21 protein-coding genes, 2 tRNA genes and 1 CRISPR repeat array (1 of these 24 only partly in view) are annotated in these 24,500 nt (G+C 49.1%); of the genes, 8 read left to right on the top strand and 15 right to left on the bottom strand.

The annotated features are described in order from the left end of the window. Positions 1 to 13: 13 nt before the first annotated feature. On the bottom strand, positions 14 to 4,639 hold the full coding sequence (locus GAH_RS10855; protein ID WP_218915464.1) for an outer membrane protein assembly factor BamB family protein: 4,626 nt from the start codon (positions 4,637 to 4,639) through the stop codon (positions 14 to 16). Between the two features lie 440 nt (positions 4,640 to 5,079). Here GAH_RS10855 and GAH_RS06925 point away from each other — a divergent pair, with 440 nt between their 5' ends. Further along, positions 5,080 to 5,733 (top strand): 30S ribosomal protein S3ae, encoded by a 654-nt coding sequence (locus tag GAH_RS06925; protein ID WP_048095594.1) that lies wholly within the window; start codon positions 5,080 to 5,082, stop codon positions 5,731 to 5,733. 9 nt (positions 5,734 to 5,742) lie between these two features. Here GAH_RS06925 and GAH_RS06920 read toward each other — a convergent pair whose 3' ends face one another. The 6 genes from GAH_RS06920 to thpR all read right to left on the bottom strand — a co-directional run bounded on the left by GAH_RS06920 (position 5,743) and on the right by thpR (position 12,328). After that, complete coding sequence (locus GAH_RS06920) at positions 5,743 to 7,509, bottom strand: ribosome biogenesis/translation initiation ATPase RLI (protein ID WP_048095591.1); 1,767 nt, start codon at positions 7,507 to 7,509, stop codon at positions 5,743 to 5,745. A 40-nt stretch (positions 7,510 to 7,549) separates the two neighbouring features. Further along, a complete protein-coding gene (locus tag GAH_RS06915; protein ID WP_048095589.1) occupies positions 7,550 to 7,807 on the bottom strand; it encodes an EMC6-like membrane protein in 258 nt (85 codons plus the stop codon). A gap of 1 nt (position 7,808) precedes the next feature. Beyond that, the gene (locus GAH_RS06910; protein ID WP_048095586.1) at positions 7,809 to 9,665 is read right to left on the bottom strand and encodes a threonine--tRNA ligase; all 1,857 of its coding nucleotides are present in this window, start codon (positions 9,663 to 9,665) and stop codon (positions 7,809 to 7,811) included. Positions 9,666 to 9,750: 85 nt separating this feature from the next. Beyond that, positions 9,751 to 10,461, bottom strand: coding sequence for an MBL fold metallo-hydrolase (locus tag GAH_RS06905; protein ID WP_048095584.1), 711 nt, complete (start codon positions 10,459 to 10,461; stop codon positions 9,751 to 9,753). After that, positions 10,458 to 11,786, bottom strand: coding sequence for a CCA tRNA nucleotidyltransferase (gene cca / locus GAH_RS06900; protein ID WP_048095582.1), 1,329 nt, complete (start codon positions 11,784 to 11,786; stop codon positions 10,458 to 10,460). Before cca ends, GAH_RS06905 begins: the two co-directional genes overlap by 4 nt. Further along, positions 11,783 to 12,328 (bottom strand): RNA 2',3'-cyclic phosphodiesterase, encoded by a 546-nt coding sequence (gene thpR / locus GAH_RS06895; RefSeq protein WP_048095580.1) that lies wholly within the window; start codon positions 12,326 to 12,328, stop codon positions 11,783 to 11,785. Before thpR ends, cca begins: the two co-directional genes overlap by 4 nt. A 44-nt stretch (positions 12,329 to 12,372) precedes the next feature. Between thpR and GAH_RS06890 the strand changes: the two genes are divergently transcribed. Then, complete coding sequence (locus tag GAH_RS06890) at positions 12,373 to 13,431, top strand: AAA family ATPase (RefSeq protein WP_048095579.1); 1,059 nt, start codon at positions 12,373 to 12,375, stop codon at positions 13,429 to 13,431. Here GAH_RS06890 and GAH_RS10415 read toward each other — a convergent pair. After that, positions 13,428 to 13,856: a nitrilase-related carbon-nitrogen hydrolase gene (locus GAH_RS10415; protein WP_052747803.1), complete on the bottom strand. Its 429-nt coding sequence runs from the start codon at positions 13,854 to 13,856 to the stop codon at positions 13,428 to 13,430. The two genes, GAH_RS06890 and GAH_RS10415, sit on opposite strands and share 4 nt — an antisense overlap. A 73-nt stretch (positions 13,857 to 13,929) precedes the next feature. Beyond that, a complete protein-coding gene (locus GAH_RS10410; protein ID WP_052747802.1) occupies positions 13,930 to 14,463 on the bottom strand; it encodes a nitrilase-related carbon-nitrogen hydrolase in 534 nt (177 codons plus the stop codon). 188 nt (positions 14,464 to 14,651) lie between these two features. Here GAH_RS10410 and GAH_RS11035 point away from each other — a divergent pair, with 188 nt between their 5' ends. Further along, positions 14,652 to 14,777 (top strand): hypothetical protein, encoded by a 126-nt coding sequence (locus tag GAH_RS11035; protein ID WP_281173920.1) that lies wholly within the window; start codon positions 14,652 to 14,654, stop codon positions 14,775 to 14,777. Positions 14,778 to 14,871: 94 nt separating this feature from the next. Continuing rightward, positions 14,872 to 14,946: transfer RNA gene (locus GAH_RS06880), tRNA-Arg, on the top strand. Between the two features lie 127 nt (positions 14,947 to 15,073). On the opposite strand, the gene GAH_RS06875 is transcribed toward GAH_RS06880, so the two are convergent. Then, positions 15,074 to 15,817: a hypothetical protein gene (locus GAH_RS06875; RefSeq protein ID WP_156967418.1), complete on the bottom strand. Its 744-nt coding sequence runs from the start codon at positions 15,815 to 15,817 to the stop codon at positions 15,074 to 15,076. A 20-nt stretch (positions 15,818 to 15,837) separates the two neighbouring features. Further along, positions 15,838 to 16,350 carry a hypothetical protein gene (locus tag GAH_RS06870; protein WP_048095576.1) on the bottom strand — a complete coding sequence of 171 codons (513 nt, stop codon included), beginning with the start codon at positions 16,348 to 16,350 and terminating at the stop codon, positions 15,838 to 15,840. Between the two features lie 240 nt (positions 16,351 to 16,590). Between GAH_RS06870 and tsaA the strand changes: the two genes are divergently transcribed. After that, positions 16,591 to 16,995, top strand: coding sequence for a tRNA (N6-threonylcarbamoyladenosine(37)-N6)-methyltransferase TrmO (gene tsaA, locus GAH_RS06865; protein WP_048096814.1), 405 nt, complete (start codon positions 16,591 to 16,593; stop codon positions 16,993 to 16,995). 12 nt (positions 16,996 to 17,007) lie between these two features. On the opposite strand, the gene GAH_RS06860 is transcribed toward tsaA, so the two are convergent. Beyond that, complete coding sequence (locus tag GAH_RS06860; protein WP_048095575.1) at positions 17,008 to 19,083, bottom strand: DHH family phosphoesterase; 2,076 nt, start codon at positions 19,081 to 19,083, stop codon at positions 17,008 to 17,010. 235 nt (positions 19,084 to 19,318) lie between these two features. Here GAH_RS06860 and GAH_RS06855 point away from each other — a divergent pair, with 235 nt between their 5' ends. Continuing rightward, complete coding sequence (locus GAH_RS06855) at positions 19,319 to 19,735, top strand: hypothetical protein (protein WP_156967417.1); 417 nt, start codon at positions 19,319 to 19,321, stop codon at positions 19,733 to 19,735. A 46-nt stretch (positions 19,736 to 19,781) separates the two neighbouring features. Here GAH_RS06855 and GAH_RS06850 read toward each other — a convergent pair whose 3' ends face one another. After that, positions 19,782 to 20,243: a zinc ribbon domain-containing protein gene (locus GAH_RS06850; RefSeq protein ID WP_048095573.1), complete on the bottom strand. Its 462-nt coding sequence runs from the start codon at positions 20,241 to 20,243 to the stop codon at positions 19,782 to 19,784. Positions 20,244 to 20,457: 214 nt separating this feature from the next. On the opposite strand from GAH_RS06850, the gene GAH_RS06845 reads away from it, so the two are divergent. Both GAH_RS06845 and GAH_RS06840 read left to right on the top strand, forming a co-directional pair. Next, a complete protein-coding gene (locus GAH_RS06845) occupies positions 20,458 to 21,294 on the top strand; it encodes a hypothetical protein (protein WP_156967416.1) in 837 nt (278 codons plus the stop codon). A 343-nt stretch (positions 21,295 to 21,637) separates the two neighbouring features. After that, positions 21,638 to 21,721: transfer RNA gene (locus tag GAH_RS06840), tRNA-Leu, on the top strand. A gap of 67 nt (positions 21,722 to 21,788) precedes the next feature. Here GAH_RS06840 and GAH_RS06835 read toward each other — a convergent pair. Then, positions 21,789 to 23,060 (bottom strand): TM1812 family CRISPR-associated protein, encoded by a 1,272-nt coding sequence (locus GAH_RS06835; protein ID WP_048095571.1) that lies wholly within the window; start codon positions 23,058 to 23,060, stop codon positions 21,789 to 21,791. Continuing rightward, positions 23,057 to 23,794 carry a CRISPR-associated protein Csx14 gene (locus GAH_RS06830; RefSeq protein ID WP_048095569.1) on the bottom strand — a complete coding sequence of 246 codons (738 nt, stop codon included), beginning with the start codon at positions 23,792 to 23,794 and terminating at the stop codon, positions 23,057 to 23,059. The genes GAH_RS06835 and GAH_RS06830 overlap by 4 nt, the downstream gene beginning before the upstream one ends. A 205-nt stretch (positions 23,795 to 23,999) precedes the next feature. After that, a CRISPR array of direct repeats spans positions 24,000 to 24,500; the repeat unit is 24 nt; unit sequence GTTTCCGTTCTCCCTATGAGATTC; it runs 83 nt beyond the window's last position.

Below are 24,500 nucleotides of genomic sequence, written 5' to 3'. Positions count from 1 at the left end.
TCTCCGCAATTTCTCAGCTCATCCTTCTCATCAGTGCAGCTCCGATCGCAAGGAGCGCAACGACGACCTCGAACCCAGGTATCCCGAATGATGTCGTGGTCTCTTCTTTTTCCTCCACCACTTTCTCGGCAGTCTCTGTGGGTGCCGGTTGTATCGTGCTTCGCTTTTGTGCAGTGGGTGTAACCTCCGGTGATCCTGCTGTGGCGGGAGTTTCTTCAGGTGATGGTGGCTTGGTTTCAGTGGAGCCCGAACTCTTTTCGTGCACAGAGGCTTCAGTTTTTTCAGTTTCAGGAGCGGGGCTCTCTTCTTGCTTTTCCGGTGGTTTTATCCAGTACCCCCCACCTCCGACGTATCCTGTTCCAAGAGAGGGCTGGGTTTGAGCCTCCTTAATGGTAACGGTCTTCACGCAGTGTGAAACGGCTCCATCGCTGTCAGTAACTGTGAGGTTTACGGTGTACGTGCCCGGAGCGGTGTAGGCGTGGGTAACTACCGCGCCTCTGCCACTCCCTCCATCGCCGAAATCCCATGTGTAATTAACAATGGTTCCGTCAGGATCGTAGCTCTGAGACGCGTTGAACGTCAGGATTTCGTTTGTTTTTGCAGACGTTTTGCTCACAGCAAACATCGCAACCGGAGGGTGGTTGACCACGCGAATGAGCACACTGGTGGAGTTCACGTTTCCGGCCAAATCGCTCGCACGAATTGTATATGTCCAGTAACCAAGAGCAGTCGTATTTACAGAGATGTTGAATGGTGACGCGCTGCTGTAGCTTCCTGACGCGATGAGGGAGCCGTTTCTGTAGGCTGTGTAGCTGAGTGGATGTGCATCTGTGACTGTTACGGTAATGTTTGCCGAGGTAGCTCGGTAAATTGTCGAGGGGGCTGCAACAGAGATTTGGGGTGGTGTTGTGTCAATCACATTCACGAGGGTCTTGCTCGCATTCCTGTTCCCTACAGTGTCATTCGCCAGAGCGTAGTAGGTGTACTTCCCTTCGCTGAGATTAGTGATGTTGGTGTAGAAAAACCAGTCAGTATCATTGTGCTTCCAGAGGGTTGAGTAGTAGAGCATCTTGACCTCTTCCGGTGTTAGGGCTCTGTTGTATATGCGAACATCGTCAACAACACCGTTGAGATAGCTATTATCCAAGGCCACCTTGTACCCGATAGTCAGTGGATAGGAGTTCGTGTTTATTGTGAATGTGTCATTTACCTCGTTGTTCAACACTCCATTAATGTATATCCTCTGAGTTTTTCCATCGTAGGTACCAACAACGTGGTACCACACTCCAGCTTGGGGTTTCACAGTGGATGGCAGGTTCTTCCAGCCGCCTCCAGCAGCAGTCAGGTGGAATGTAAAGTAGCCCTCTGTCTGGTAGAACTGAAGTCCATAAGCTGTATTGCCTTTCATTATTATGTCCTCCCAAGAACCTGGAGAACCGGTATTGTGCTTAACCCATGCAGCTATCGTTATGTTATTGGTTATCTGGAATTCCGGCTTATTGCCAAGGTCCACGTAGTCGTTTATGCCATCGAACTTCAATGCCTTTCCATATCGTCCTTCAACGTAAACTGCTCCATTAATTGTCCCGTTGTTCCTGTACCCGCTCACGTCAACAACATGAGTGCTATTTTCCCCTATTGCCGAGTTGTTGTTGAAGTTAAGGTAGAGCACAAGCGAGTCATCATATATGCTGTAGTTTGTGCCGTTCCAGTTGAAGATTAGTTCGTTCAGATTCGGTTCCTGCACGCTCAGGTTAACTTCTAAATAATTTCGGGAAGTTACGGTGTTGTTCGCTGGAGTGGGTGGCAGGAATTCCATTGTAGGTGGCGCGGTGTCAACGCTGAAGTAGACCATCTCGCTTGAATTCATATTCCCAAAGCTGTCGCTTGCATAGATTCTTATGTAATGCCTACCATCGGCAAGATTTACCGAGCCAACGTAGTGGCCATTGGAGTAGCTCAGGGTTACATTCTGCGACCCGTCAATCTGGGCGATTACGGCATTTACTCCACTCGGATCGCTGACCGAGACGTTTATTGCTATTGTCGAAGTGCCGTAGATTAAGCTCTGGGGAGACAATATGGTCACCCTCGGAGGTGTTAGATCGCTGAGTGCGTGAAGTTTGTTGCCTGCCGACGCAATGTAAATCGTACCATCACTCGCCATAGCTGGAGAGCCTGCGGCACTGCCGATGTTAAAAGTCCATTTCAGCGTTCCGTCTGGGTTCAAAGCATAAACGTTGCCTGTAGATGACCCAACGTAGATCACGCCGTTTGAGTCTACAATCGGTGATGTGCCTATCAGACTCGTTACCGACCCTAACGTGAAATTCCATTTCTCCGTTCCGTTGGGGTGGAGGGCAAAGAGGTAACCTGCAGTGGTTCCACCCACCAGCACGTAAACCGTACCATCGCTCGCTATGGCTGGTGTCGAATAGATCCCCACCGTTGTGCCAAGAAGATCGCTGAAAGAGATGTTCCACTTAAGGGTGCCGTTGGGATAGAAAGCGTAGAAGTGTCCCAAACTTGTGCCGACGTAAACAGTCCCGTCGCTCGCTATGGCTGGTGTCGATCCTCCAGTACCACCTTTAATCGAAAAATTCCATTTCTCGGTTCCGTCAGGATTTATAGCGCAGAACTTGAAGGTGTTATTTGAGCTATAGAGGAGGCCGCACTGAATGTATATCGTCCCATCGCTCGCTATGGCCGGTGAGGAATCAACGTAGTAGTTGGTTGTGATATTCCACTTAAGGGTGCCATTGGGGTAGAGAGCGTAGAACGTGCCGTAATAGGTGTAACCGTTATAGCTGCGAGCTCCGAAATATATCGTCCCGTCACTCGCTATGGCTGGTGAGGAATAGATGCCATAAAGATCGCCTGTGGAGAAATTCCATTTCTCTGTTCCGTTGGGGTGGAGGGCAAAGAATCTGGCATTTGTGCAAGTCCCGAAGTAGACAGTCCCGTCACTCGCTACTGCGGGCGATGATCTTATAAGTCCGCCTGCCGAGAAGCCCCATTTGAGCGTGCCATTGGGGTAGAGAGCGTATAGATACTTGTCGTCACTGCCCATGTAAACCGTACCATCGCTCGCTATCACTGGTGAGAACCCATGCTGGACGCCCATGGTAAAGTTCCACTTCTCATTGACCTCCCCATGCCCGGCATATTGACTCCTTCCAGTGTGATTCAGGTCATGGTGGAACATGGGCCAAGGTGAGTTCGCGAGCTTTGGAATTGAGATGTTAAAGTAAACCACCTGTGTTGAGTTCAGGTTTCCATAGCTGTCATTTGCGTAAATCCTTATGTAGTGCTGCCCATCACTTAGAGCTGGAGTCGAACCAATGTAGTGGCCATTTTGGTAAGTTAACGTTATGTTGGTCGCTCCATCAACCTGAGCTATTACCGTGCTAACTCCGCTTGGATCTCTTGCTGAAACGTTTATCTGAACGATTGAAGTCGGATACACCGTATTCTGTGGAGACTGTATGCTCACCCTCGGCGGAGTCATGTCTGCAAGAGCGTAGAGTTTGTTATTGTAGATGGCGTAGATTGTGCCATCACTTCCTATCGCGAGCTCGTACACCCTGTTCCCGATTCCAAGGTTCTTGGTCCATCTGACCGTACCATTCGGGTAAAGGGAGTATATATTATCCCCTGCTCCGACGTATATGTAGCCACTTGCATCGATGACCGGAGAAGAGTAAATACCGCTTCCGAGATTCTTTTCCCACTTCAACGTGCCGTTTGGATAGAAAGCCCTGAACATGTCAGAGCATGGGAATCCGATGTAGACAGTCCCGTCCTCGCCCACCGCAGGGGTTGTTTCAATCGTGCAATCATCATTTACGTCAGTGTAGCTCCATTTGAGAGAGCCGTTAGCAGCATATATCGCGTACAACGTTGCATACGATCCATTCGCAGACCCCACATATACAGTGTCTCCGGCTATAGCAGGGGAGGATTTCACACCATCGCCGGTCAGAAATCTCCACTTCAACGTGCCGTTTGGATAGAACGCATAGACGTATCTATCGTCTGAACCGACATAAACAACGCCATTGCTATCCACAGCAGGAGAGGAGCGGAAATCGTTTACCGTTGCGTAACTCCATTTTTCCGTCCCATTTGGGTACAGAGCATAGAACTTGTTGTCGTCTGATCCGAAGTATACAGTTCCATCATCACCTATGGCCGGGGCTGACAAGACAGCCTCTCCCGCCGAGAAGTTCCATTTCTCTGTTCCGTTCGGATACAGGGCAAAGAGTTTCCTGAAATTAATACTGTTATCAGAGCCTATGTAGATCGTGCCATCAGAGGCTATTGCGGCAGCACTCCGTTCAAATAATGCTGAAGCGCCACCGTAAACAGGAAAACTCCACTTTTGTGTTCCGTTTGGATAGACTGCATAGAGCTTCACATACCCGACATATATTGTTCCGCTGGAATCTATTATCGGTGCTGATCTCACACCATATGGTGGAGAGAACACCCACTTCAGATCGGGCTCACCCGTTGCGTTATACGGACTCCTCCCAGTGTGGTTCAAATCGTGATGAAACATTGGCCAGGGCGAGTTTGCAAGTTCTCCAGCAGCGCTCGAAGTGTTTGCAAGTCCAAGCAAAAGAACTGTAATAAGCAACCATGTCCACCGCGATTTTACGGTAAGAACCCTATTCCCACGTGGCCGAATTCGCATACGAGTTCACCCTCATGCAGTATTAATTACCGTGGACATGCAATCAAATAAAAATGTTTCCATGTTCAACTAACCAACAACACAAACAACACAATAGTTTACTAAATCCTTTAAGGTAACACAGGCTTTTGATAAAAATTTTTTAAAATTCTGTGAAAGACTTTGTGAACCTTAAAATCAAAACCCTTGACAACATACTTACACCAAACGGCAGGGAAATGATCAAAAAAGCACCGTCAAAAACCTCCAATTCACTGCAGAAGCGGTGGGGAGAACTCACGATGATGCGTAGCTCGGACTGAGACCAGCCTGACAACCCATTACCAAATTCCACAAAAAGTTTATTAATAGAGTCTGGTTTCGGGAAGGTAAGGGGTGTTAAAATGGCGAGGAGAAAGAGGCAGACAAGGGTTAAGGACAAGTGGACGATGAAGAAGTGGTTCACACTCATCGCTCCTGAGTACTTCGGCATGGCGGAGGTAGGGTACACTCCCGCAGACGACGAGAGCAAGGTTGTTGGGAGAACCGTGGAGGTGACGCTCGCCGAGCTCACCAACGACTACTCCAACCAGAACCCCTACAAGAAGCTGGTGTTCAAGGTCTTCAGGGTTGCTGGGGAGAACGCCTACACGAAGTTCCACAGGTTCGAGCTCACCAGAGATTACCTGAACAGCCTCACGAGGAGGAGGACGAGCAAGATCGAGGACATTGTGGACGTGCAGACCGCAGACGGCTACGTGCTTAGAGTCAAGAGCGTGGCCTTCACTGTAAAGAGGTGCCAGAGCTCCCAGAAGAGGGCGATAAGAAAGGTCATGAACGAGATAGTGAAGGAGAATGCCAAGAAGAGCAACTTCGTCCAGTTCCTGCAGGAGGCAATACTGGGCAAGATACCTGCCGAGATCTACAGGAGCGCTAAGAAGATCTACCCGCTCAGGAGGGTAGAGATCAGGAAGATAGAGGTTCTCAGAGAGCCGAAGGAGATTGTGGAGGAGAGGGCTCTCGCAAAGGCTGAAGAGAAGGTTGAGGCCGAGGCCTGATCTTTTTTATCACTCTCTCACATAGTAATAGTACTCTCCTGCAGCCTTCTGTTCTCTGTCGAGCCTTGAGCCGGGCTTGTTCACCCTCGGCCTCTTGGTCTCCTCATCCCTCCTGAAGGTTATGTCCAGATTCTTCAGGAAGAGGTTCATTCCGTCCCTGAGGTTCATCGGCCTCCTCGCCCTTCCTCTCTTTCCCGGCTCCCCCTCAAAGACCATAACCCTGTCGGACAGCATGTCCACGAGGTAGATGTCGTGGTCCACCACGAGCACAGACTTGGAGTTGTTCATCGCGAACCTCTTGATTATCCTCGCCACCTCCGTTCGCTGCTCAACGTCGAGGTGGGCTGAGGGCTCGTCGAGAAGGTAAAGATCCGCGTCCCTCAGAAGACACGCGAGAATTGCAACCCTCTGCAGCTCTCCTCCGCTAAGCTCGTCCAGATTCTTCTCCATGAGCTTCTCAAGCTGCAGTGGCTTTATGAACTCGGTCTTATAATATGAAGACTCCACCATCGGGTTTATGCTCCTCAGGAACATGCCGACGGGCATGCTTATGTCTGCCTTAACATACTGGGGCTTGTAGGAGACCTTTATGTCGAGGTCGACCTTCTTCTCATCATCCTCCAGCACTCCTGCGAGAACCTTGACGAACGTGCTCTTGCCCGTAGCATTTGGGCCGAGAACCCCTATAACCTCCCCTCTCTTTATGTCCCCGCTGTCCGCTTCAAGGATAAAGCCCTCGAAGGTCTTTCTGAACGCCGGATACTCGACGAGCACGTCCTCTATCTCGCTCTCAGTCGGCTGGAAAATTTCGAACTCTATCTCCTTCTCCCTTATCCTTATGTTCTCCTCAGCAAGGTAGCCCCTCAGGTACTGGTTTATGCCAACTCTCACGCCCTTGGCGTTGGTTATCACACCGTAAACTGCAGGCTCACCGTAGCTTATGTGCACGTAGTCGGCGAGCATGTCGAGGATCGCGAGGTCGTGCTCGACTATTAGTATCGGGCTCCTCTCCGCAACCTCTCTGATTACCTTGGCAGCCTCTATCCTCTGGTAGATGTCGAGGTAGGACGTGATCTCGTCGAGGAAGTAGAAGTCCGCATCTCTAAGAAGGCATGCGAGTATGGCAACCCTCTGCAGCTCTCCTCCGCTAAGATCCTTGATGTCTCTGTTGATGGCATTCCTTAAGTTGAGCTTCTCCACGTACTCGTCTAGGGCGTTCCTCTCATCCACCCTCTCCAGCAGCTCCCTGACCTTTCCCCTGTAGACCTTCGGAATCGCCTCGATGTACTGGGGCTTCACGCTAACCCTGATGTTCCCGTCCGCTATAGCTTTCATGTAGTCGAACAGCTCGGTTCCCTGAAACCTGTCGAGAATCTCGTCCCAGCTCGCATCCTCCTTTCCGAGGTTTGGTTTGAGCTGTCCGGAGAGGATCTTGACGGCCGTGCTCTTCCCAGTCCCGTTAGGCCCGAGAAGGCCCACAACGTGACCCTTCCTCGGTATCGGGAGGTTGTAGAGCACGAAGCCGTTCTTACCGTACCTGTGAACCTCCTGCCCCTCAAGCTGCTCGGGCAGGCCGACTATCGTTATGGCATTGAACGGGCACTTCTTGACACAGATGCCGCAGCCAACACAGAGCTCCTCGCTGATGATGGCTTTCTCCTCAATTACTATCGTCTCATCTCCAGTCCTGACCTTCGGGCAGTACTTCAGGCACTCCTGGCTGCACTTCTTCGGCTGGCAGCGCTCCCTGTCAACAACAGCGATTCTGAGGGACATCCTCTCACCGGAGAAAAAGGCGAAATATAAGGGTTCCGCCCTAAGAGTTCAGAAGGAGCGTCCAGGAGATGTACCACGTCGCGAGGGTCAGGAAGCTTATTCCCAGCCAGTCCTTAGTCTCTATGGTCAGCCCAAATTTCGGCAGGATGAACTTGTGGAGGTAGATCATCATGACGAGGACGAGTATTCCGAACGGGTCCCTGCTCCTCATGTCTCCTGTAATGATGTAGGAGACTATCCCGGCGATTACACCCATGAGAAGTGGTAGGAAAGTTTTCAAGTCGTTCTTCTCCATCATATCACCTCATGGACGGTCTTCTCGACAGCAGCACGGGCATCGGCAGTGGTTTGTAGGGTTTGCCCTCACACTCTTTCCTGATCTCCTCTATCAGCTCGTCCACGGTCATCTCCACCTTCCTCTGCTTCTCCTTGGTCGAGCCCTTCCTGACTGTAACGCTGAGCTTTCCGCTTTCCAGCTCCCTGTCACCTATGACGACTATGTAGGGGATCCACTGCGTTGCCGCGTCCCTCACCTTCTTTCCAGTCGTCTCCTCCCTATCGTCCACGTCCGCCCTCACCCTGTTGGCTCTGAGAACCTCAGCCACCTCCATCGCCTTCTCGAGGTGCCTCTCGGCTATGGGGATGATTCTGACCTGAGTGGGCGAGAGCCAGACCGGCAGCATTGGCAGCTCTCCCCTCTCCGCCCTCATGTGCTCCTTCTCAAGCAACGCATACATGACCCTCTCGATCGCACCGCTCGCAGAGCAGTGGAGGATGAGCGGATGCTTCTCTTTGCCGTCAGAGTCGACGTACGTGATGCCGTACCTCTCTGCGTTTTCCACATCTATCTGAACCGTGGAGAGGGCGGAGGCTTTGTCGAGGGCATCGACGAAGTTGAACTCGAACTTCAGGACGAAGTAGAAGAAGCGTCTGTCCCACATCTCGATCAGTATGGGCTTGTTGAGAACCTCAGCTATGGAGTGAATGAACTCCCTGTTCTCCTCGTAGAAGTCCCTGGTTATCCTTATCGCCACCTCGTAGTCCTCGGGCTCAAGCCCTATCTCCTTCAGCACCTCCACCGACAGCTTGTACTGGTTGTAGAACTCCTCCTTCGCCTCCTCGATGTCCCTCACTATGGTGTGCATGTCAGGCATCGTGAAAGCCCTAAGCCTCCTAAGCCCGACAAGCTCTCCCCTCTGCTCCTTCCTGAAGGAGTAGCGCGTGAGCTCGTACATCTTGAGCGGCAGATGCCTGTAGGTTATCGTCGCCTGGGAGGCCATGAGGAACTGACCGAAGCACGCGGCAAACCTGAGGAAGAAGTCCCTCTTGTCCCCCTTTATTATGTACTGCCTCGCTGGGAAGCGCTCGAGGTACTTCCTGAGGGTTGGGTGGGCTCTGTCGTACATTATCGGCGTCTCGACCTCCATCGCCCCGTACTCTATGCACCTCTCGGTCACAAAGGTCTCGAGCAGGCTCTTAACCAGCCTGCCGTTGGGGTAGTACCTCATGTGGCCGCTGTCCGAGGCTTCCTCGTAGTCAGCGATCTCGAGCCTCTTCATCAGCTCGACGTGGGGTGGTATGCGGTCAACCGCCCTCCTCTTGGAGATCTCGTAGTCCACGAACTTCTTCAAGTTGGGGTACTTGCTGAAGTCGAACTTCTCCACCTCAACGAGCTCCTTCTCGGGGGTGAGAATGTACCAGTAGCTCTTCGCCTTCTCCTCGTCCTTCAGGGCCTGAGTCACCTCGATGTCCTCGCCCTTTATCTCCCTCGATAGCTCGCTCAGCGGGTGACCCTTGCAGGAGATCTTGAACGCCTTGTACCACCCAAAAGGAGAGCGGTGAACCTCAAAGTCTGAGGAGAGCTCCTTTTCCATGAACTTGAGGAGCTTTACGGCAGTTTCGGGATCAGCGAGGTTTGATGAGAGGTGAGCGTAAGGGTAGAGGACTATCCTCTCGGCATTAACCTTTCCGGCCACATCCCTTATCTCCTCAACCGCCTTTAAAGCGGTGTCCTCGCTATCGCCTTTCTCCACAGAAACGAACACCACAAGGGCCTCGTTGACCCTCTCACCCTTCCCGTCAAAAGGTTCCGCAAACTTGGTCTTCTTCTTGACCTCGTACTCAATGTAATCTGAGTGGAGCAGGAGTATCTTCATGGGGGCAAAGAATACCGGAAGGCTTTAAATTTTTCGACAGTGAGTGGGAAAACTGGTTGCCGGGGTGTGAGGAGTCTGCCCGGTTTTACAGCTCGAGCGTGTCGAGGTCGTTGGGGAAGAATGAGGCTATTCCCCCTCTCTCGAGGTACCTCGCTATCTCCTCCCTGTTCCCGTATGCTGGGGGGTAGAGGTGGATGAAGTACGCCCTCTTCAACTCCCCTGCATTTTCTGCGAAGTTCTCCGGCGAGGTGTGGAAATCAGCTTTTCCACCAAAGTCGAGCGACATCTCGTGGATTGCGGCATCAACACCCTCGTAGAGCTCCGGAAATGCCGACGTGTCCCCAGAGATGAGCAGGCCGTCGACCACATACCCCAAACTTTCCACGGAGTGCACCGTCCTCCTCGCCTCGAACCTGAGGTTGCCTATGGAGAACCTCTCACCACCTCCAACCTCCCTGACCCTGAAGCTGAGCTTTCCCATGAGATAGGGAGAGGAGGAGAGGAAGCTGCTGATGAAGCTGCTTGCACCCTCCGGAGCGTAGATGTCGATCCTACCAGCCCCACTAAGCCACCTCGCCTTGAGGATCCCCATGAGCTCACCGCAGTGGTCGAGGTGGAAGTGCGTGAGGACTATCGCATCAAGCTCCGTGACGTCGTAACCGGCCTGCTGTAGCCTCAGCATGGATCCAAAACCGCAGTCAATCAGAATTAGCCTGTCATCCTCGATGAGCAGAGATTGCTGGGCCTTCTGCTCGAGGCTGACCGCAACACCTGTCCCGAGAAAGGTTACCCTCACTCCCTCACCCCCAGAAACTCGGTCAGGAACTCGAGAAGCTCGTGGAGGCTGAGGATCTCCTCTCCAGAGTGGACAGACCCGTCTCTTATGTAGTCTGAGAGATCCTTCCCCATTGACTCGTGCTGGGTCGCTATGGCGTGCTCTATCACCTGCTCTGCCCTCCTGAGCTTTCTCCTCCTGTAGGTCACGTATCTGCCATCCTCGAAGAACCTCTCGTACTCCCTGTTCTTCCTGAGGAACCTCATAGAGTTCTCGTAGCTCTCGATTTTCGGTCCGTAGTGCTTCTTCACCTTAGAAATCTCTCCCGCAGTCGTTTCGAAGAGCAGGTAGCACCTCTCCCCGGCGTGGTGTCCAGATCTCAAAACCTGAAACTCGTTATCCTCAAGCACCTTCCTTATCCTCCTCTCGGCCCTCTCGAGCTGGGTGTAGAGGTTGTCCTCCACTATTGGGGGCCTCTCGAAAGAGACGGCATAGACGAACCTCCCTTCAAGCTCCTCCCTCAACCTGTCCACATCCACAGCCCTGCTCGCCGTCCTGAAGAACTCGGGAGACGGGTTCTCGATGAAGAGTCTGCACCTCTCCACGAACCTCGCGAAGTTGTCAACGCTCAGGTTTGCCGCCACGTTCCTCTTCCTGTCAACCGGATCAACAACAAACAGGCTCCGCTGATCTTTCTTCAGCTCGATTTTACCGTTCTCGACATCAATAACCATCTCCCTTCTCCACCTCGTCGCGTTCCTCACGAGGTTCTCGAAGGATCCGTAGAAGACCACAAGCAGCTCGCACAGGTATCCCGAAAACCCCCTGACCTTGAACTCCGCCCCGTATAGGTTTCCTGCCTTCAGAAACCTCTTTAACAGCCTCACGTCATTCTCCTTACCCCTTATCCTGTCCTTTAGCCACTCGTGATGGAAAGGGGTCCTGTCGACGGCACTCTTTATCCTCTCGGGGCTCTTCAGCCTGTAGCACGGAACTACATCGACCTCCACTCCAGCGACGAGGCCGTGGACGTACGGGTGTGCGGCATACCTCATCTCGTAGCTGTCGACCACGCTCTTTCCGACCTCTATCCCAATCCTCTCGAGCTCCTCAAAGCTGTAGTGCTCGGGAAAGAGGAGGAAAACGTCGATCTCGAGGCTCTCAGGGAGCCATGTGTCTCTCGCATAGCTGCCGAGAAACCTGTACTCTATGTCCGGGTAATTTGAGAGAGCCGAGTCGAGCCTCCTCCTCAGCTCCTCCTCAGCCTTCTTGGCCTTCCTGACGAGCTCCTCCCCGGGAATCACTTCCGGAAGGACTTCCCTGAGAATTTCCTCGATGCTGCTCATGTCTTACCACCAAAGACCTCCACATCCTCGTATATCGGGCCCTTTGGCGTCAGGGTGGACTTCTTGAGCTTGAACCTGTCCACGAGCATCCTTCCGTAGTCCCGGCTGAAGTCCTCGAGCTGCCTTGCGAGCCTTGCTCTCGCCTCGCTGTCTATTCTCTTAATCCTGCCGACCGTCAGGTGGGCCCTGAAGTCCTTGTCCTTCCTGAATCCCAGCTTCCTCATCTCCCTCTCGACCTTCTCCGCGAGGCTGTAGATTCCCTCTCCTTCCACGCCCACCCAAACTACCCTCATGTAGCTCTGACTTGGGAAGTAGCCTATTCCCCTGAACTCGATCTCGAAAGGCTCGAAGTCTATCTGCCTGAGCCTGTCCCTGATGAGCTCTGCCCTCGCCTCGTTCACCTCTCCGAGAAACTTGAGGGTTATGTGGAGGTTCTCCGGTTCCACGGGCTTTATGCCCTTATAGCCGGATAAGAGCTGAATGAGCGGAACGAACTCCTTTCTGAGCTCCTCTGAAATGTCGATCGCTACGAACAGTCTCATAAGGGCAAAGATTATTAATAAGTTCAAATAGTTTTTCGGTTTGAATGACTGGCAGGAGTAAGGGAGAGATCAGATACGTCATCCTGCGCCCTCTGGGCTATCCGCTGAAGGCCAGCTACCACGAGTACCCGAAGGTAGACAACCTCAAGGTCTTTGACCGCTATGCAAAGGAGCAGTGGAGGGGAGAGTACGTATACAGGGGGAAGATGCTGTTCGACGTCAGGATGTTCCCCGACTTCGCATTCGAGGTTACTGGATGCGAGCCGGAAGAGGGCTTCGTGGGAGACCACACGATATTCCTCGTGGAGAGCGAGTCGAACGAGATCGTCACCGAGATAGTCGTGGACGTGAAGCTCGACGATGTTGTTGGGCAGGAAGACGCCAAGAAGAAGGCGAGGATCATTCTGGAGTACCTGAAGAACCCTGAGAAGTTCGGAAAGTGGGCTCCGAAGAACATCCTCTTCTACGGCCCACCCGGAACGGGGAAGACGATGACCGCGAAGGCTCTCGCAAACGAGGCCCACGTCCCATTCCTCTCGGTAAAGTCCACGAGGCTTATTGGAGAGCACGTTGGCGATGGGGCGAGGAGGATACACGAGCTCTACGAGAAGGCGAGACAGGTTGCGCCGTGCATAGTATTTCTTGACGAGTTCGACAGCATAGCCCTCGACAGGAGCTATCAGGATCTGAGAGGTGATGTGAGCGAGGTCGTAAACGCGATTCTCACGGAGCTTGATGGAATAGAGAGGAATGAGGGGATATGCACTATAGCAGCCACAAACAGGATTGACATGCTCGACCCCTCAATCCGGAGCAGGTTTGAGGAGGAGATCGAGTTCAGGATGCCGGACAGCGAGGAGAGGTATATGATACTCAAGAAGAGCCTCGAGGACTTTCCGCTCCCGGTCAACGCAAACCTCGAGGAGGTGGCGAGAGTTACGGAGGGTTTCTCGGGGAGAGATCTCGTGGAGAAGGTGATAAAGGCGTCGCTCCACAAGGCGATAGTCGAGGGCAGGGATGTTATAACGACTCAGGACCTCCTCAACTCGGTTCAGAAGGTGTCGAAGCCTGCGAAGCAGCCTCCCAAGCAGATGTTCGTTTAACCCGCTTTTTCCAGCATATTTCTCAGCTTTTCCACAACCTCCTCCACCTTCTTGAGTCTGGTGCCGTATTCATTCAGGATTTCCTCGAGCTTCCTCGATGAGAGCACCTCCTCGCTCACGCTCTCGAAGAGCTCAAGCGGTCTGGAGCTCTTAGCCCTGTACACTAACTGAACCACATCCCACCGGCTGTAGTGGCCCACGCAGTCGAAGTACGCTTTTGTCGCCATCCTCTCCTCTGGGTCGAGTTCAGCGTAGATGATTGTCTCGCCATCAAACACCGGCTCCACGATGTAGAGCCCGGAGGGGTTGACAACTGCACTTCCGCCAGCGGCGATGTCGAAGGAGCCATCAGGAAGGATGTCTGGCTCGAGAAACATGTTGGCGCTCACAACAAAGGTCTGGGTTTCGAAGGCATACTCCCTCACAGCCGAATCTATGTCGCAGCTGGTTATGCTGTCCCTCTCCGGATCGAACCTCCTCTTGCTGGCAGTTGTCCTTTCAGCTACCCAGTACCCCGGCCATAGCGCGAAGTTGGATCTCCTCCCCCATGAGAGCGAGCAATGACTTAACAGGAGTCATGTGGTTCTCATAGCATATCAGCCCGCCCAACACTCCGTGCTCCGTTCTGTACGTCCTCAGATCGGTTCCATCTCCAAGACCCCACACCATCCTCTCCCCGTGGGTCGGCATCAGCTTCCTGTGCCTTCCCATGACCTCTCCCTCTGAGCTTATGAAGACAATCGTGTTGTAGAGCGTCCTGCTTCCGGCAGTTGTGTCAAGCTCGCTAACCCCGATGACAGTGGTGATGCCCGCATCTCCTGAAGAGTCGAGTATGCTGCCGAGATCGTCGGGAATCCTCACGGAGTTTTTCTGGTACTCGACCATGTACTCTGCCCACCTCGATCCTGTGGCGCTTCTCCAGTAGGGATACCCGGGGATGGACGTTTCTGGAAAGGCGATCAGTCTCGCACCCTTCCTTCCAGCCTCCTCGATGGCTTTGCACGCCACATCTACCGTGCCTTCCCTGTCCATGTACTACGGGGAGACCTGAGCGACCGCTAATTTTACCACACCTTCAGAACCTCATTTTCCCAGCCCCGTAAATTTTCAACAATTAATTATTGCCATAGCCATAAATCGTTTTCTCACCCCACCTTTGCTCCTCATTAGCAAAAGGTTTTTAAATCCCTAATTATTTATCATGTCAAAAGGTGGTGGAAATGGCGTGTATGGTCTGTGGAAGCGGCAGGTTCGTTCCGCTGCATGAGGATGAGAGGTTCACCTACTATGCGTGCACAAACTGCGGGAACACGAACGTGATGCCGAGGGATGTGAGGCTGATGTGATGCAGAATTAGTGTAGCTGACTGCTCTTTTATTCTAAACCCACTTTGCATAATATTTATAAACACAGACGATTGTGGTGGTTCTGTCCCCATCTGGGCCCGTAGCCTAGCTAGGATAAGGCGGCAGCCTCCTAAGCTGCAGATCGCGGGTTCGAATCCCGCCGGGCCCGCTGTATTCTCGCTTGGTAGAATTCTCGATGTAGCTTAACTAGAATTACAACAAAGTGAATACTCTATTCGATAAACAATATTTGTGACAACCTCTAAAATGAACACGCAATTATAAGAGCTAAGTTACTAAAGTTTTAATTCTTTTCTGAGTAAGTTATCTTCAACATGTTTAATTCCTTTGATTGTTAATTTAACTAAGTCTCTCTTCACATAAATTAATCCCCTTTTGTCTAGATTCTTTAAGGTTGTTGGTATATGAGAAGGACTTTTAGTTGGGACCCATCTTTTAAGGTCTTTTTTGGAAACATATTGGGGGTATTTTCTATAGAGTATAAGCAATATTTTATCTGGGACAAGTAGTGAAGTGTCTAAAATCTTAATGTCTTCCCCAAACTCTTCAAGCACTGGTACTTTTTTATCAACCAACGAATTAATTAAATCCCATACTTCTTTTTCGTCTCCTGTGTGGTAGAGTCTAATTAACTCTGCTACAATCCAATCACAAGCAGAGACTACATAGGTTGCATCTATGTGGTTCGGGTTTATTCCTTTTATATGTGCGCCACCCCGCTTACTTCGGAATGTGTAAAGCGAATAAAGAACTCTTGGAATTAGTATTCTAACTGAGTCAGGAAAATCGTTTTTTGGCAGGTTTTCAAATTTTTTTAAGGTGTCTGAAATACTCAGTTCTTCTTCAAAAGAAGTAAAGTTGCCTGTTGTTATATGCTCCAAAACACGGATTGATACTTCAACAAATTTTCCGATTTTTTCTAAGCATTCTTCATACTTTCCTAGCCAAAAGTTTTGTTTCAGTTTATTATAAACTTCTTCTAGTTTCTGAAGTAAGATTTCTGGGATTTCATGGTCCATAATCTCTACTAAACTATGACTCATTCATTCACCCTAAGCAATTTATTCACATAATTTTCTCCAGTCATGCTAAGTTTATAAGCAGGTCTTCCGCCTTTTACATTTACTTTTATAAGGTATGCTTTTTTACCACTGGCTAGTTCTCTTAAATCTCTTGATATATTAGATGGTAAGGGTACTCCAGCATCTTTTAATATTTCTACAACATCTTTGGGGGTGACAGCATCTTTTCCTTCAAATTTATTGAACCAGTATACGGCAATCAGTGATTTATCTTGTTCCTTTTTTGGATCTATTGCTTTATAAAATTCTGCGAACGATTCAAATAGCATATTTTGTTCAGTTACAGCCCCTGATTGTGTCAATACGTCTTTTTTATCTTTATCCATTTCTAGCGATGAAGCCAGACTAAACTTAGCTACAATTCTTTCAAGGAGTTTTTCAATTTCATCTTTAACGAATTCTTTGTCCCCTTCAACTTCAATCTCCCCATTTTTTAGATTTACTTTTATCCTATATCCCATCTCGCTCATTTTTTAGCCTCCTTTTCCTCCTTTTTTTGATGAGGTGTTTTTATCAATCTAGTTTAAAGATATTTAAAACTTTTATCCCTCTTAATTATCTGATATATGTCGAATAATGTATTTTATCAATCCGTGGTACTACTTGATTCGCCTTAATTTGAAGAGCCCAATGCGAAAATTATTAGGATAGAAAACAGCTCTGGAGAAGGAGGGAAAAAGAAATTTATGAATCGTCTCAAAATGATAAAAATGAATCTAATCCCTATTGGTGAGGTCGTGGACTGCTATCCCTCAAGAAGTGATGCTCCAAGACAGGGTGCTTTCGGCGACAGGCTCTGCAGGATAAGGATCTACGAGGAGTTTGCCGAGGGGCTTGATGGTCTGGAGAGGTACGACAGGCTCATCATCCTGTACTGGCTCCACCTTTCGCGCAGAAACGTGCTGAAAGCGAAGCCTCCCGGGTCGGAAGAGGTGAGGGGTGTTTTCTCCACGAGGTCGCCTGAGAGGCCAAACCCGATTGGGCTTGCGGTCGTGAGGCTAATTGAGATGAGCGGCAGCACACTTGCAGTAAAGGGGCTGGATGCGGTAACGGGAACTCCGGTGATAGACATAAAGCCGTTTCTGAAAGATGTGGACTGTAGGGGTGTTGACTAAAGATATAACCGGTCAGATGCTCCCGATCTTTGCGGCGAGCTTGGCCAACACCTCCTTTCTCTTGGCCTGAATGAACTTCAGGCTTCCCACAACAAGATGCCCTCCGCCGTCAACTCCCGCGTTGATCTCCTCCTGAAGCTCCCTGACGATCCTCGGGATGTCGAGGCTGACACCCTCGCTCCTTATCACCGCAAAGTCCGGGCCGTAGCCGATGGTCACTATGCGCTCGTACTTGCTCTTAAGCCTGTCGTGCACCTCGCCGGTGAGCTTCCCGGGTGGAGGGAATGTGAACTTCTTCGCGTAATTCTCTATGTCGAGCGCAGCCAGCGCTATCCCGTTGGGCAGGATCTGAACCCTCACACCGTCCATTGCCGTCTTCACGTTCTCCTCTATGGCCTTCTTTGCGTGAGATGAGAGCGTGGAGATGAGGCGGTGCATCCTGTCCTTCCTGCCGAATCCGAGAATCTCGTGGATGATCTGGCTCGCGGGCCTGAACCTCAGGAAGAACCCCTCAAACTCGAGAGCAAGTCCTATGTTGTACAGCATCTCCCTGTCGTAACCCGAGAGCTCCACATACCTCTCAACCTCCCCCTCCGCCCTGTCCGCGACCACGGAAACTGCTGGGAGGGTCTTCAGATCCCTGTCCGTTATCATCCTCGCTATCTCGGTGCAGAGCACCCCGGATGTGTAGTTGCTGTCTCCCCCGACCTTGTACGGGTTGACGTGGTGGAGCAAGTAGCTGTCAACCTCATCATCCGGGAAGTGGTGATCCACGGTTATCACATCCGCCCCGAAGATCAGCATTTGCTCAACTGCGGGAATGTCCTCATGCCCAGAGCCGTTGTCAACGAGCACAACAAGCGGGATCTTGTCTCCAAACTTCGCCATGTCCTCGAGACTTTCGTCCAGATCCTTGACCACATCCTCAAGCTCGTAGAACGGAGCTCTCGAAACCTTCCTCCTTACCAGATAGTTCTTCGCATCGGGATCCGGATGGACTTTCTCAATGTAGTCGAGCAGGGCTATTTCGAGGGCCACACCCCCGCAAACGCCATCCGCATCCCAGTGGTGGCGGATTATTATCGGCCTCGATTCGAGCACGGCTTTCTTCAGCTCTTTCGCAACAGCCATCATCCCGTCCTTCAGCCTCTCCAGAACCTCGCTCTCAATCATGAAGCCCCTGAACTCTGGCTCGGCCTTCCTCTCAAGCTCCCTCTCGATCAACCTCTCTATCTCACTCGCTTCCTTCCCCAGCAGCCTCTCCATTTCGAGGACTTCCAGCTGAAGCTTCACGTCCCTCCTCTTGACTATCCCGATGATCCTGACCACGTGCCCCGGCTCTATCTCGGGATAGGCCCTCTCCCCAGCCTCGAACGCTGCGGCGTTGATCAGGCCAGTCTCATCTGCAATCGTGAATATTGTCGGCCCGCCGGTGAGCTTGACGTGCTCGACCTTCCCTCTCACCTCGATCATCTTCCCAACTGCCCCGTCGAGCTGGGAAATCTTGAAGAGCGGAGCGTCTTTGGAGACCTCGACTATGCTGTAGTCCTTATTCTCCCCAAGAACGAGATCTATCTCGCCCGTGGGTCTTATGTTCTCCACCTTGACGAAGACCTGATCATTCTCGCTCAGCTTGGCCTTTCCAACGTTCCTCCTGTGAATTAGGCCCCTGAGCCTCTTGTTGAGGTTCACAAAAACGCCTATATCCGTTACTCCCGAAACCTTGCCCACGTAAATCCTGTTTAACTTAACATCCTCCAGACCGCAGCTGTTTTTGAGCAGATAAGCGTGAGGTTTTCTCCTGCACTCAGGACACAGATCGTGGTTTCCAATCACCTTTTTGCCGCAAATCCTGCATTTCCCTGCCTTTCCTGTTCCGTTGCAGGACTTGCACACCTCCATCCTTTTGATCTTTCCAGTCCCCCTGCAGGCTCCGCACACACCCTGAAGGAACATCTTGAGCTGCTCATCGCTTAGCTCTGCCGTTATCTTGGGATCGAAGCTCTTCGCCTTTCCCGAACCTCCGCAGACCTTGCAGGTCTCCTCCACCTCAACGTAGCCCTTTCCACCACAGGCCTCGCACGTCATCCTGCGAGAAGTTTCGCATGGTTAGAATAAATAGTTTAGGCTATCGCAAGAGTTAAGTCGTAAAAATCTCTAACCGTGTTTCGTGAGTGCTCCCCCTCATCGAAACGCGTACGAGTAATGATTGATGTACTTTAGGAATTAACTTTCATAATTTGTAGTGGAAACAACACTGTAGCACGAGGTAGTAAGGATATAGGCAGATAGCCAAATATACGTCAAGAATGGAACATTAGCTATGAGTCCTAATCCAACAGATTTGACCTTTTACTATGCAGTTTGGCAGAAAAAATGTTGGAAATGTAAAAGGGATATCACGGTAGCTATAAATGTTGAAGGGTGGAGTTTCGTTCCGGGAGGAGTGGGAGAACTGTGGAGACAGGAAATGCCAGACTGGTTACTAAAGTATCTTCGCTCATTAGGTGCTAACATCCATTACCGCAAAACTTCGATGGTCAAAGAGGGGTACTACGCAAACGTTTGTCCTTACTGCAATGCAGTTCAAGGTGACTGGTTCTTAAATGAGGAATTAATAAACTATCTTTACGAAGAAAAACCACAAAACTTCAAAATAGTAGAAATTAGAAAAGAGGGCATAGTCAGACAGTTCAATAGTGTCCGTGAAGCCGACGCATACTATAATAGGGCAAAATAGTGATATAGGGGATCTGCTTCTTAAAGTTCAAAAAATAAGCAAAACTCTACTCTACTGCTGACCAGCCAAATCTTTCACCACAATTCGGACAGTACTTGAAGCGATCGCTGAACACATATCCGCAATTTCCACATTCGTATCTAGCTATTTCTGAATCCTCAGAATCTTCTAAATCCTCATCGAAATCTGGCTCATAGATTTCAACTCTCTCTGGCTCTACCTCCAGCTTAGGCTCAGGTTCTTCAACTTCGGGCGATTTGATGGTAAAAAGTTCAGGTCCTCTTACTTCGATGGCAGGCACAGGCTTAAAAGTAGAACTTTCGGCAATCTCAGCCTCGTTGTCTTCGCTATTTACTTTCGTTGACCTTAGGTTTTCGTAGTTTTCAAATGCTTTCTGGATAATCATTCTAAGAAAATCACTTCTACTCATGTTTACCTTCTTTCTCATCTCTTCGAATCGTCTAAATGCGTTTTCATCAATTTTACAGCTTATAACGTGCGTAGACATGGTATACCGTCGGTATACCAAGTATTTAAAACTGCTAGGTTAGGACCAGTTCTAGAGTTTCGTAACACTTTTGGCAAAATCATTGAAGCTTGTAAGTTACTAGAGACGCCTTAAATTAGCGTAAACTTTAAGCCAATACATATGATTCTATGATTAGTCTTAGGATTTTGAAAAAAGTCTATGAGTAAACCAAATAGGGAAAAGGGTGAAAATCATGAATTTGAGAAAAATTGGGGTAATTGCTTTAGCTTTTTTGCTGGTATTAATTATCTTTTCGAGTTATATTAATGAAGATGAGAAAGGTGAGAGAGTTCAAAGTTCTGTAAAAATCCCAAAAATAATTATTGAAAATTTAAGTGTAAGAGCTGAAGCTCCAGTTCTTGATGAAACAGACATCCTTGTAGACAATCTTACCCTAAAGAATATCGGAAATGGTAGTTTTGGACATGAATTCAATTCTGGAAAAGTGTTTGTCAGAATTACAATAGAAGGCAAGAATGTCACTAAAGAATTTGAAGAATATGTACACCTTGAGCCAAATGAGTCAATAGTTTTATGGAAATCTACTGTTCCGTTAGAATTTGAAAGATTTCCGGGAGAATATCAGTATACTGGGCGTATTTGGATTATAAATGAAACTGGAGAAATTCTTGATACTAAAAACTTCTCTGTAAAGATACCCACTGCAAAAATTGGGGACATGATTCTTATACACATGGGTGATGGAAAAAAATTTGATTTAAGACTAAACTCTTGGCATACAGAGCCTTATAAAGACGAAATGGATGTTATCCTTAATATGACAATTAAAAACAGTTATTCTCGAAAGCCAGAAGATATGCCTTTGCTTTTTGGAGCCATTATGACAGAAAAAGGCTATGTGCTTGGCTATAGAACATCTCATACATCTTTCTTCGCTCATAACTTACTGCCAGAAGAGGAAATTACTGGTGAATTGAGGATTTCGGGAATACCAAAGGACTGGAAACCCGTGGAAGCGAAGATTGGCTGCCTTTACGGTAGTATTGATGAGATAGTCATTCTTGATTAATTTAGAATCTCTGATTGCATCAATAGTGCTCGTATGTATTACTAGCGGTTTAACTGTTTGGAATTCTCAAAATTGACCCTAATCCACCAACCATAAATACCTTAAAACCAAATGTTAAACTATGCGTGACGATAAGTCAATACGTGTCATGACACAAATCAGAAAACAGAGAAGAAGCGACGCCAACCGAAATAGACCTCGTATAACCTTCACTCTAAGTCAAGAAGTCATCGAAGCCTTACGCCAGAAAACCAATAACATGAGTGATTTCGTTGATAGAGTCCTTATATCTGTCCTGTTCGAAGAACCGGGTGAGTTGGTGACTATATTACCGATATCTCGGGCGGGGGTTGCCGAGCCAGGAAAAGGCGCAGGGCTTAAGACCCTGTCCCGAAGGGGTCCGAGGGTTCAAATCCCTCCCCCCGCATGGTTTTATTTTGAGAATCTTAGTTGTTGGCAAATATTTTTCAATAAAAACCAGATGTCTTCTGAATCTAATTTTTCTCAGGATTGAGAATCCAGCTTTTAACTTCCTTCAGCCTGTCCTCCAGCCACCCCACTTTCACCCTGCCATTCTCCTTTTTCACGACAGTAAATTCCTGCAGAAAACCACTATGAGCAAAAAAGTTCCTTTTCTCCACCTTACTTCTACAAAATTCCTTTCCGTGTTTCAGAATTCCCAATATCTCTTCTTCTCCTTCCCTGAGCTTATCAGAATAACTAACAATCTCCTCAATGTCCCTTTGCAAAAAGTACTCATTTACACCAACTCCGAGATTCTTGTTTCTGTAAATCCCTGAGAATTTCTCGAGTATTTCACCAACTTCCGGTTCGCCTAGCGAATTTTTAAACTCTTTCAAACTCCTGAACATGGCTATAGCGTAAAAGATGTTAGAGATGTTGACACCATCTAAGGGAAATCTCTCAACTCCACTCTCTGACTTTACTGGCTCTAAAAACTTCTCTACAAACTCCAAAACTCCTTTTTCCATAGTATCCGTCGAAATATCCATCTTCAGGAGTTCGTAAAAGGCAAGGGGCACATTCAACCTTAACGCATTGTAAGCCACTGTAAGTTCCTCATAAAGACGTCTGAACACTTTCTTAATCCCTGAATTTTCCCTGTTTATTTCAGCGAGCTTTTTTCTTAGATTTCCCGGGCATTCCCTGACAATTTTGTCTATGTCCGCTTTGGGAAGTGCAAAGAAGGCTTTGACGTCTATAGGCTGGATTTCCACGTTATACCTCTGCACATCTCTTGATATTGGTGGCGAGAACGTCGTCCTTGCGCGTACCACATCCATACCCTGCAAAATTCTCTCCATTTTCCTAAAGGTCAGGTATCTCTTCGTTGCCTCAAGCAAGCTGACAGGGTATATGTTAAACCCAGTAGACAGATCAATTATTAGACTGTCTGGCTTCTTTTTCAGAAGGTAAACGAACATCGCGGTTGTTATGGCCTCAACGTTCCCCCTGAACTCGATCTCTCTTCCACCATACATATACCTGCCCACAGACGGAATGACTGCCGCCTCAAAGTCCGTCACTCCAATATCACCAAGCTTTTTCTGAAAGCTTTCGAGACTCTCACCCAAGAGTATGCTTTCAGGAACAAAAATCGTGAGATCTGTATCCTCGTCCAAACTGTTAAGATGTTCTCTGAGAGCGTTCGAGCACAGACAGGTCTTGTACGTTTTTTCTCCGATTGTAAACTCATTCTCCTGATAGAATTCAGGTCGTCCAATCACCTGAAAAATGGTCGTCACCCAACCAGCACCTCTGCAAACCTCTTTCCAAAGTCAGAGACGCGATACCTATTTCCGAATTTCTCAATCAACCCATGTCTCAAGAGCAACTCCCTTTCAGAGTAAGTCAAAGTGTCGAGCCTGTCATTGTAGATCACATCCAAAATCCTCTGCATGTAGTCCCCGGGAACGGGAACTGTCGGGATCCTAACAACCTGATAATCCTCGGGAAACATCAAAGCGTTGAAGTATCTGGCCTTCTCCTCGTAAATTCTCAGCCTCTCTTCATCACTCTCTGCAAGATAGAGTCTCTCAATATCGTGCCTCAGATTCTCAAGCATCTCGTTTACGATTTTAACGTTGGGAGACACAACGTGAAAAACCCCATCAACATTCAGAAACTGGCCAAGAATCGAGAGAGTTATGCACATGTTCTTCCTTCCGCCAGCAACATTCAGATACACCACATCAGAGCCAAATTTTTCTTTCTGCCTCTTTATCGTCCTTCCCGCAATCCTCATGAATTCAAAGTTTTGCTCCTCAGTGGTGATGTCCTCGAAGGGAACTTCAACTTCATGAACCCTTGTTTTCGGATATTTGACCTTCATAGCAACTTTCACAAGCTCAAATCCCTGCTTAACCCTGTCATCAGCCGTAGTTATGACGACCAAGTCCCTCACATCCCGTATGTGGTGCACAAAAGCCGTAATCACCGGAGGGCTCATTCCAAGTGGTGCTATAACCGCCACCTTCATCCTAAAAACCTCCTTTCTGCATATTCCAGACAGATTTGATAAAATTTCCGGAGTTTACACTCCGATAATTTTCCCACCCTTTCGTAAACATCAACCCACAACCACACAATTCCGACCTGCCTTCGACAGGAGAGGCATTTCCCCCTTTCTCACGTCAATGCCCACATTCTGACTCTTTCTGCGATAATTTTCGAGAAGTTGGGGGGTGTTCGTTCTCCTTATGAGATCCTAAGGCTGGCCAAAAAGGATTATGAGGCGTTCGCTGGAAAATTTCCGTTCTCCCTATGAGATTCCGGAAATGGTAATAATGGAACAATAAGTGGAGCTACGTGGGGTTTCCGTTCTCCCTATGAGATTCCGTGCTCTCACTAACGAGTAAATGTCCGTGGCCATCAGCGTTTCCGTTCTCCCTATGAGATTCTTGAACCAGTTGAAATGCTTGAAGACCCGGACATAATAAGTTTCCGTTCTCCCTATGAGATTCTTGGTGAGAACACAAAAAGATACACATGTGCTATTACGTTTCCGTTCTCCCTATGAGATTCTTAGGGAAACGATAGTGCGTGCAGACAGAGTGGATTTTGTTTCCGTTCTCCCTATGAGATTCTTTGCGAGGTGAAAGAGATGACAGATGTTGTTAAGTTTCCGTTCTCCCTATGAGATTCGGAGCACATGATATACTACGGACTTCTGCTTACGAGGATGT

It is taken from the genome of Geoglobus ahangari (assembly GCF_001006045.1).
In the GTDB taxonomy this organism is placed as follows: Archaea; Halobacteriota; Archaeoglobi; order Archaeoglobales; family Archaeoglobaceae; genus Geoglobus; species Geoglobus ahangari.
The sequence above is the reverse complement of the archived record's forward strand: the minus strand, read 5'-3'. Positions and strand labels throughout refer to the sequence as shown.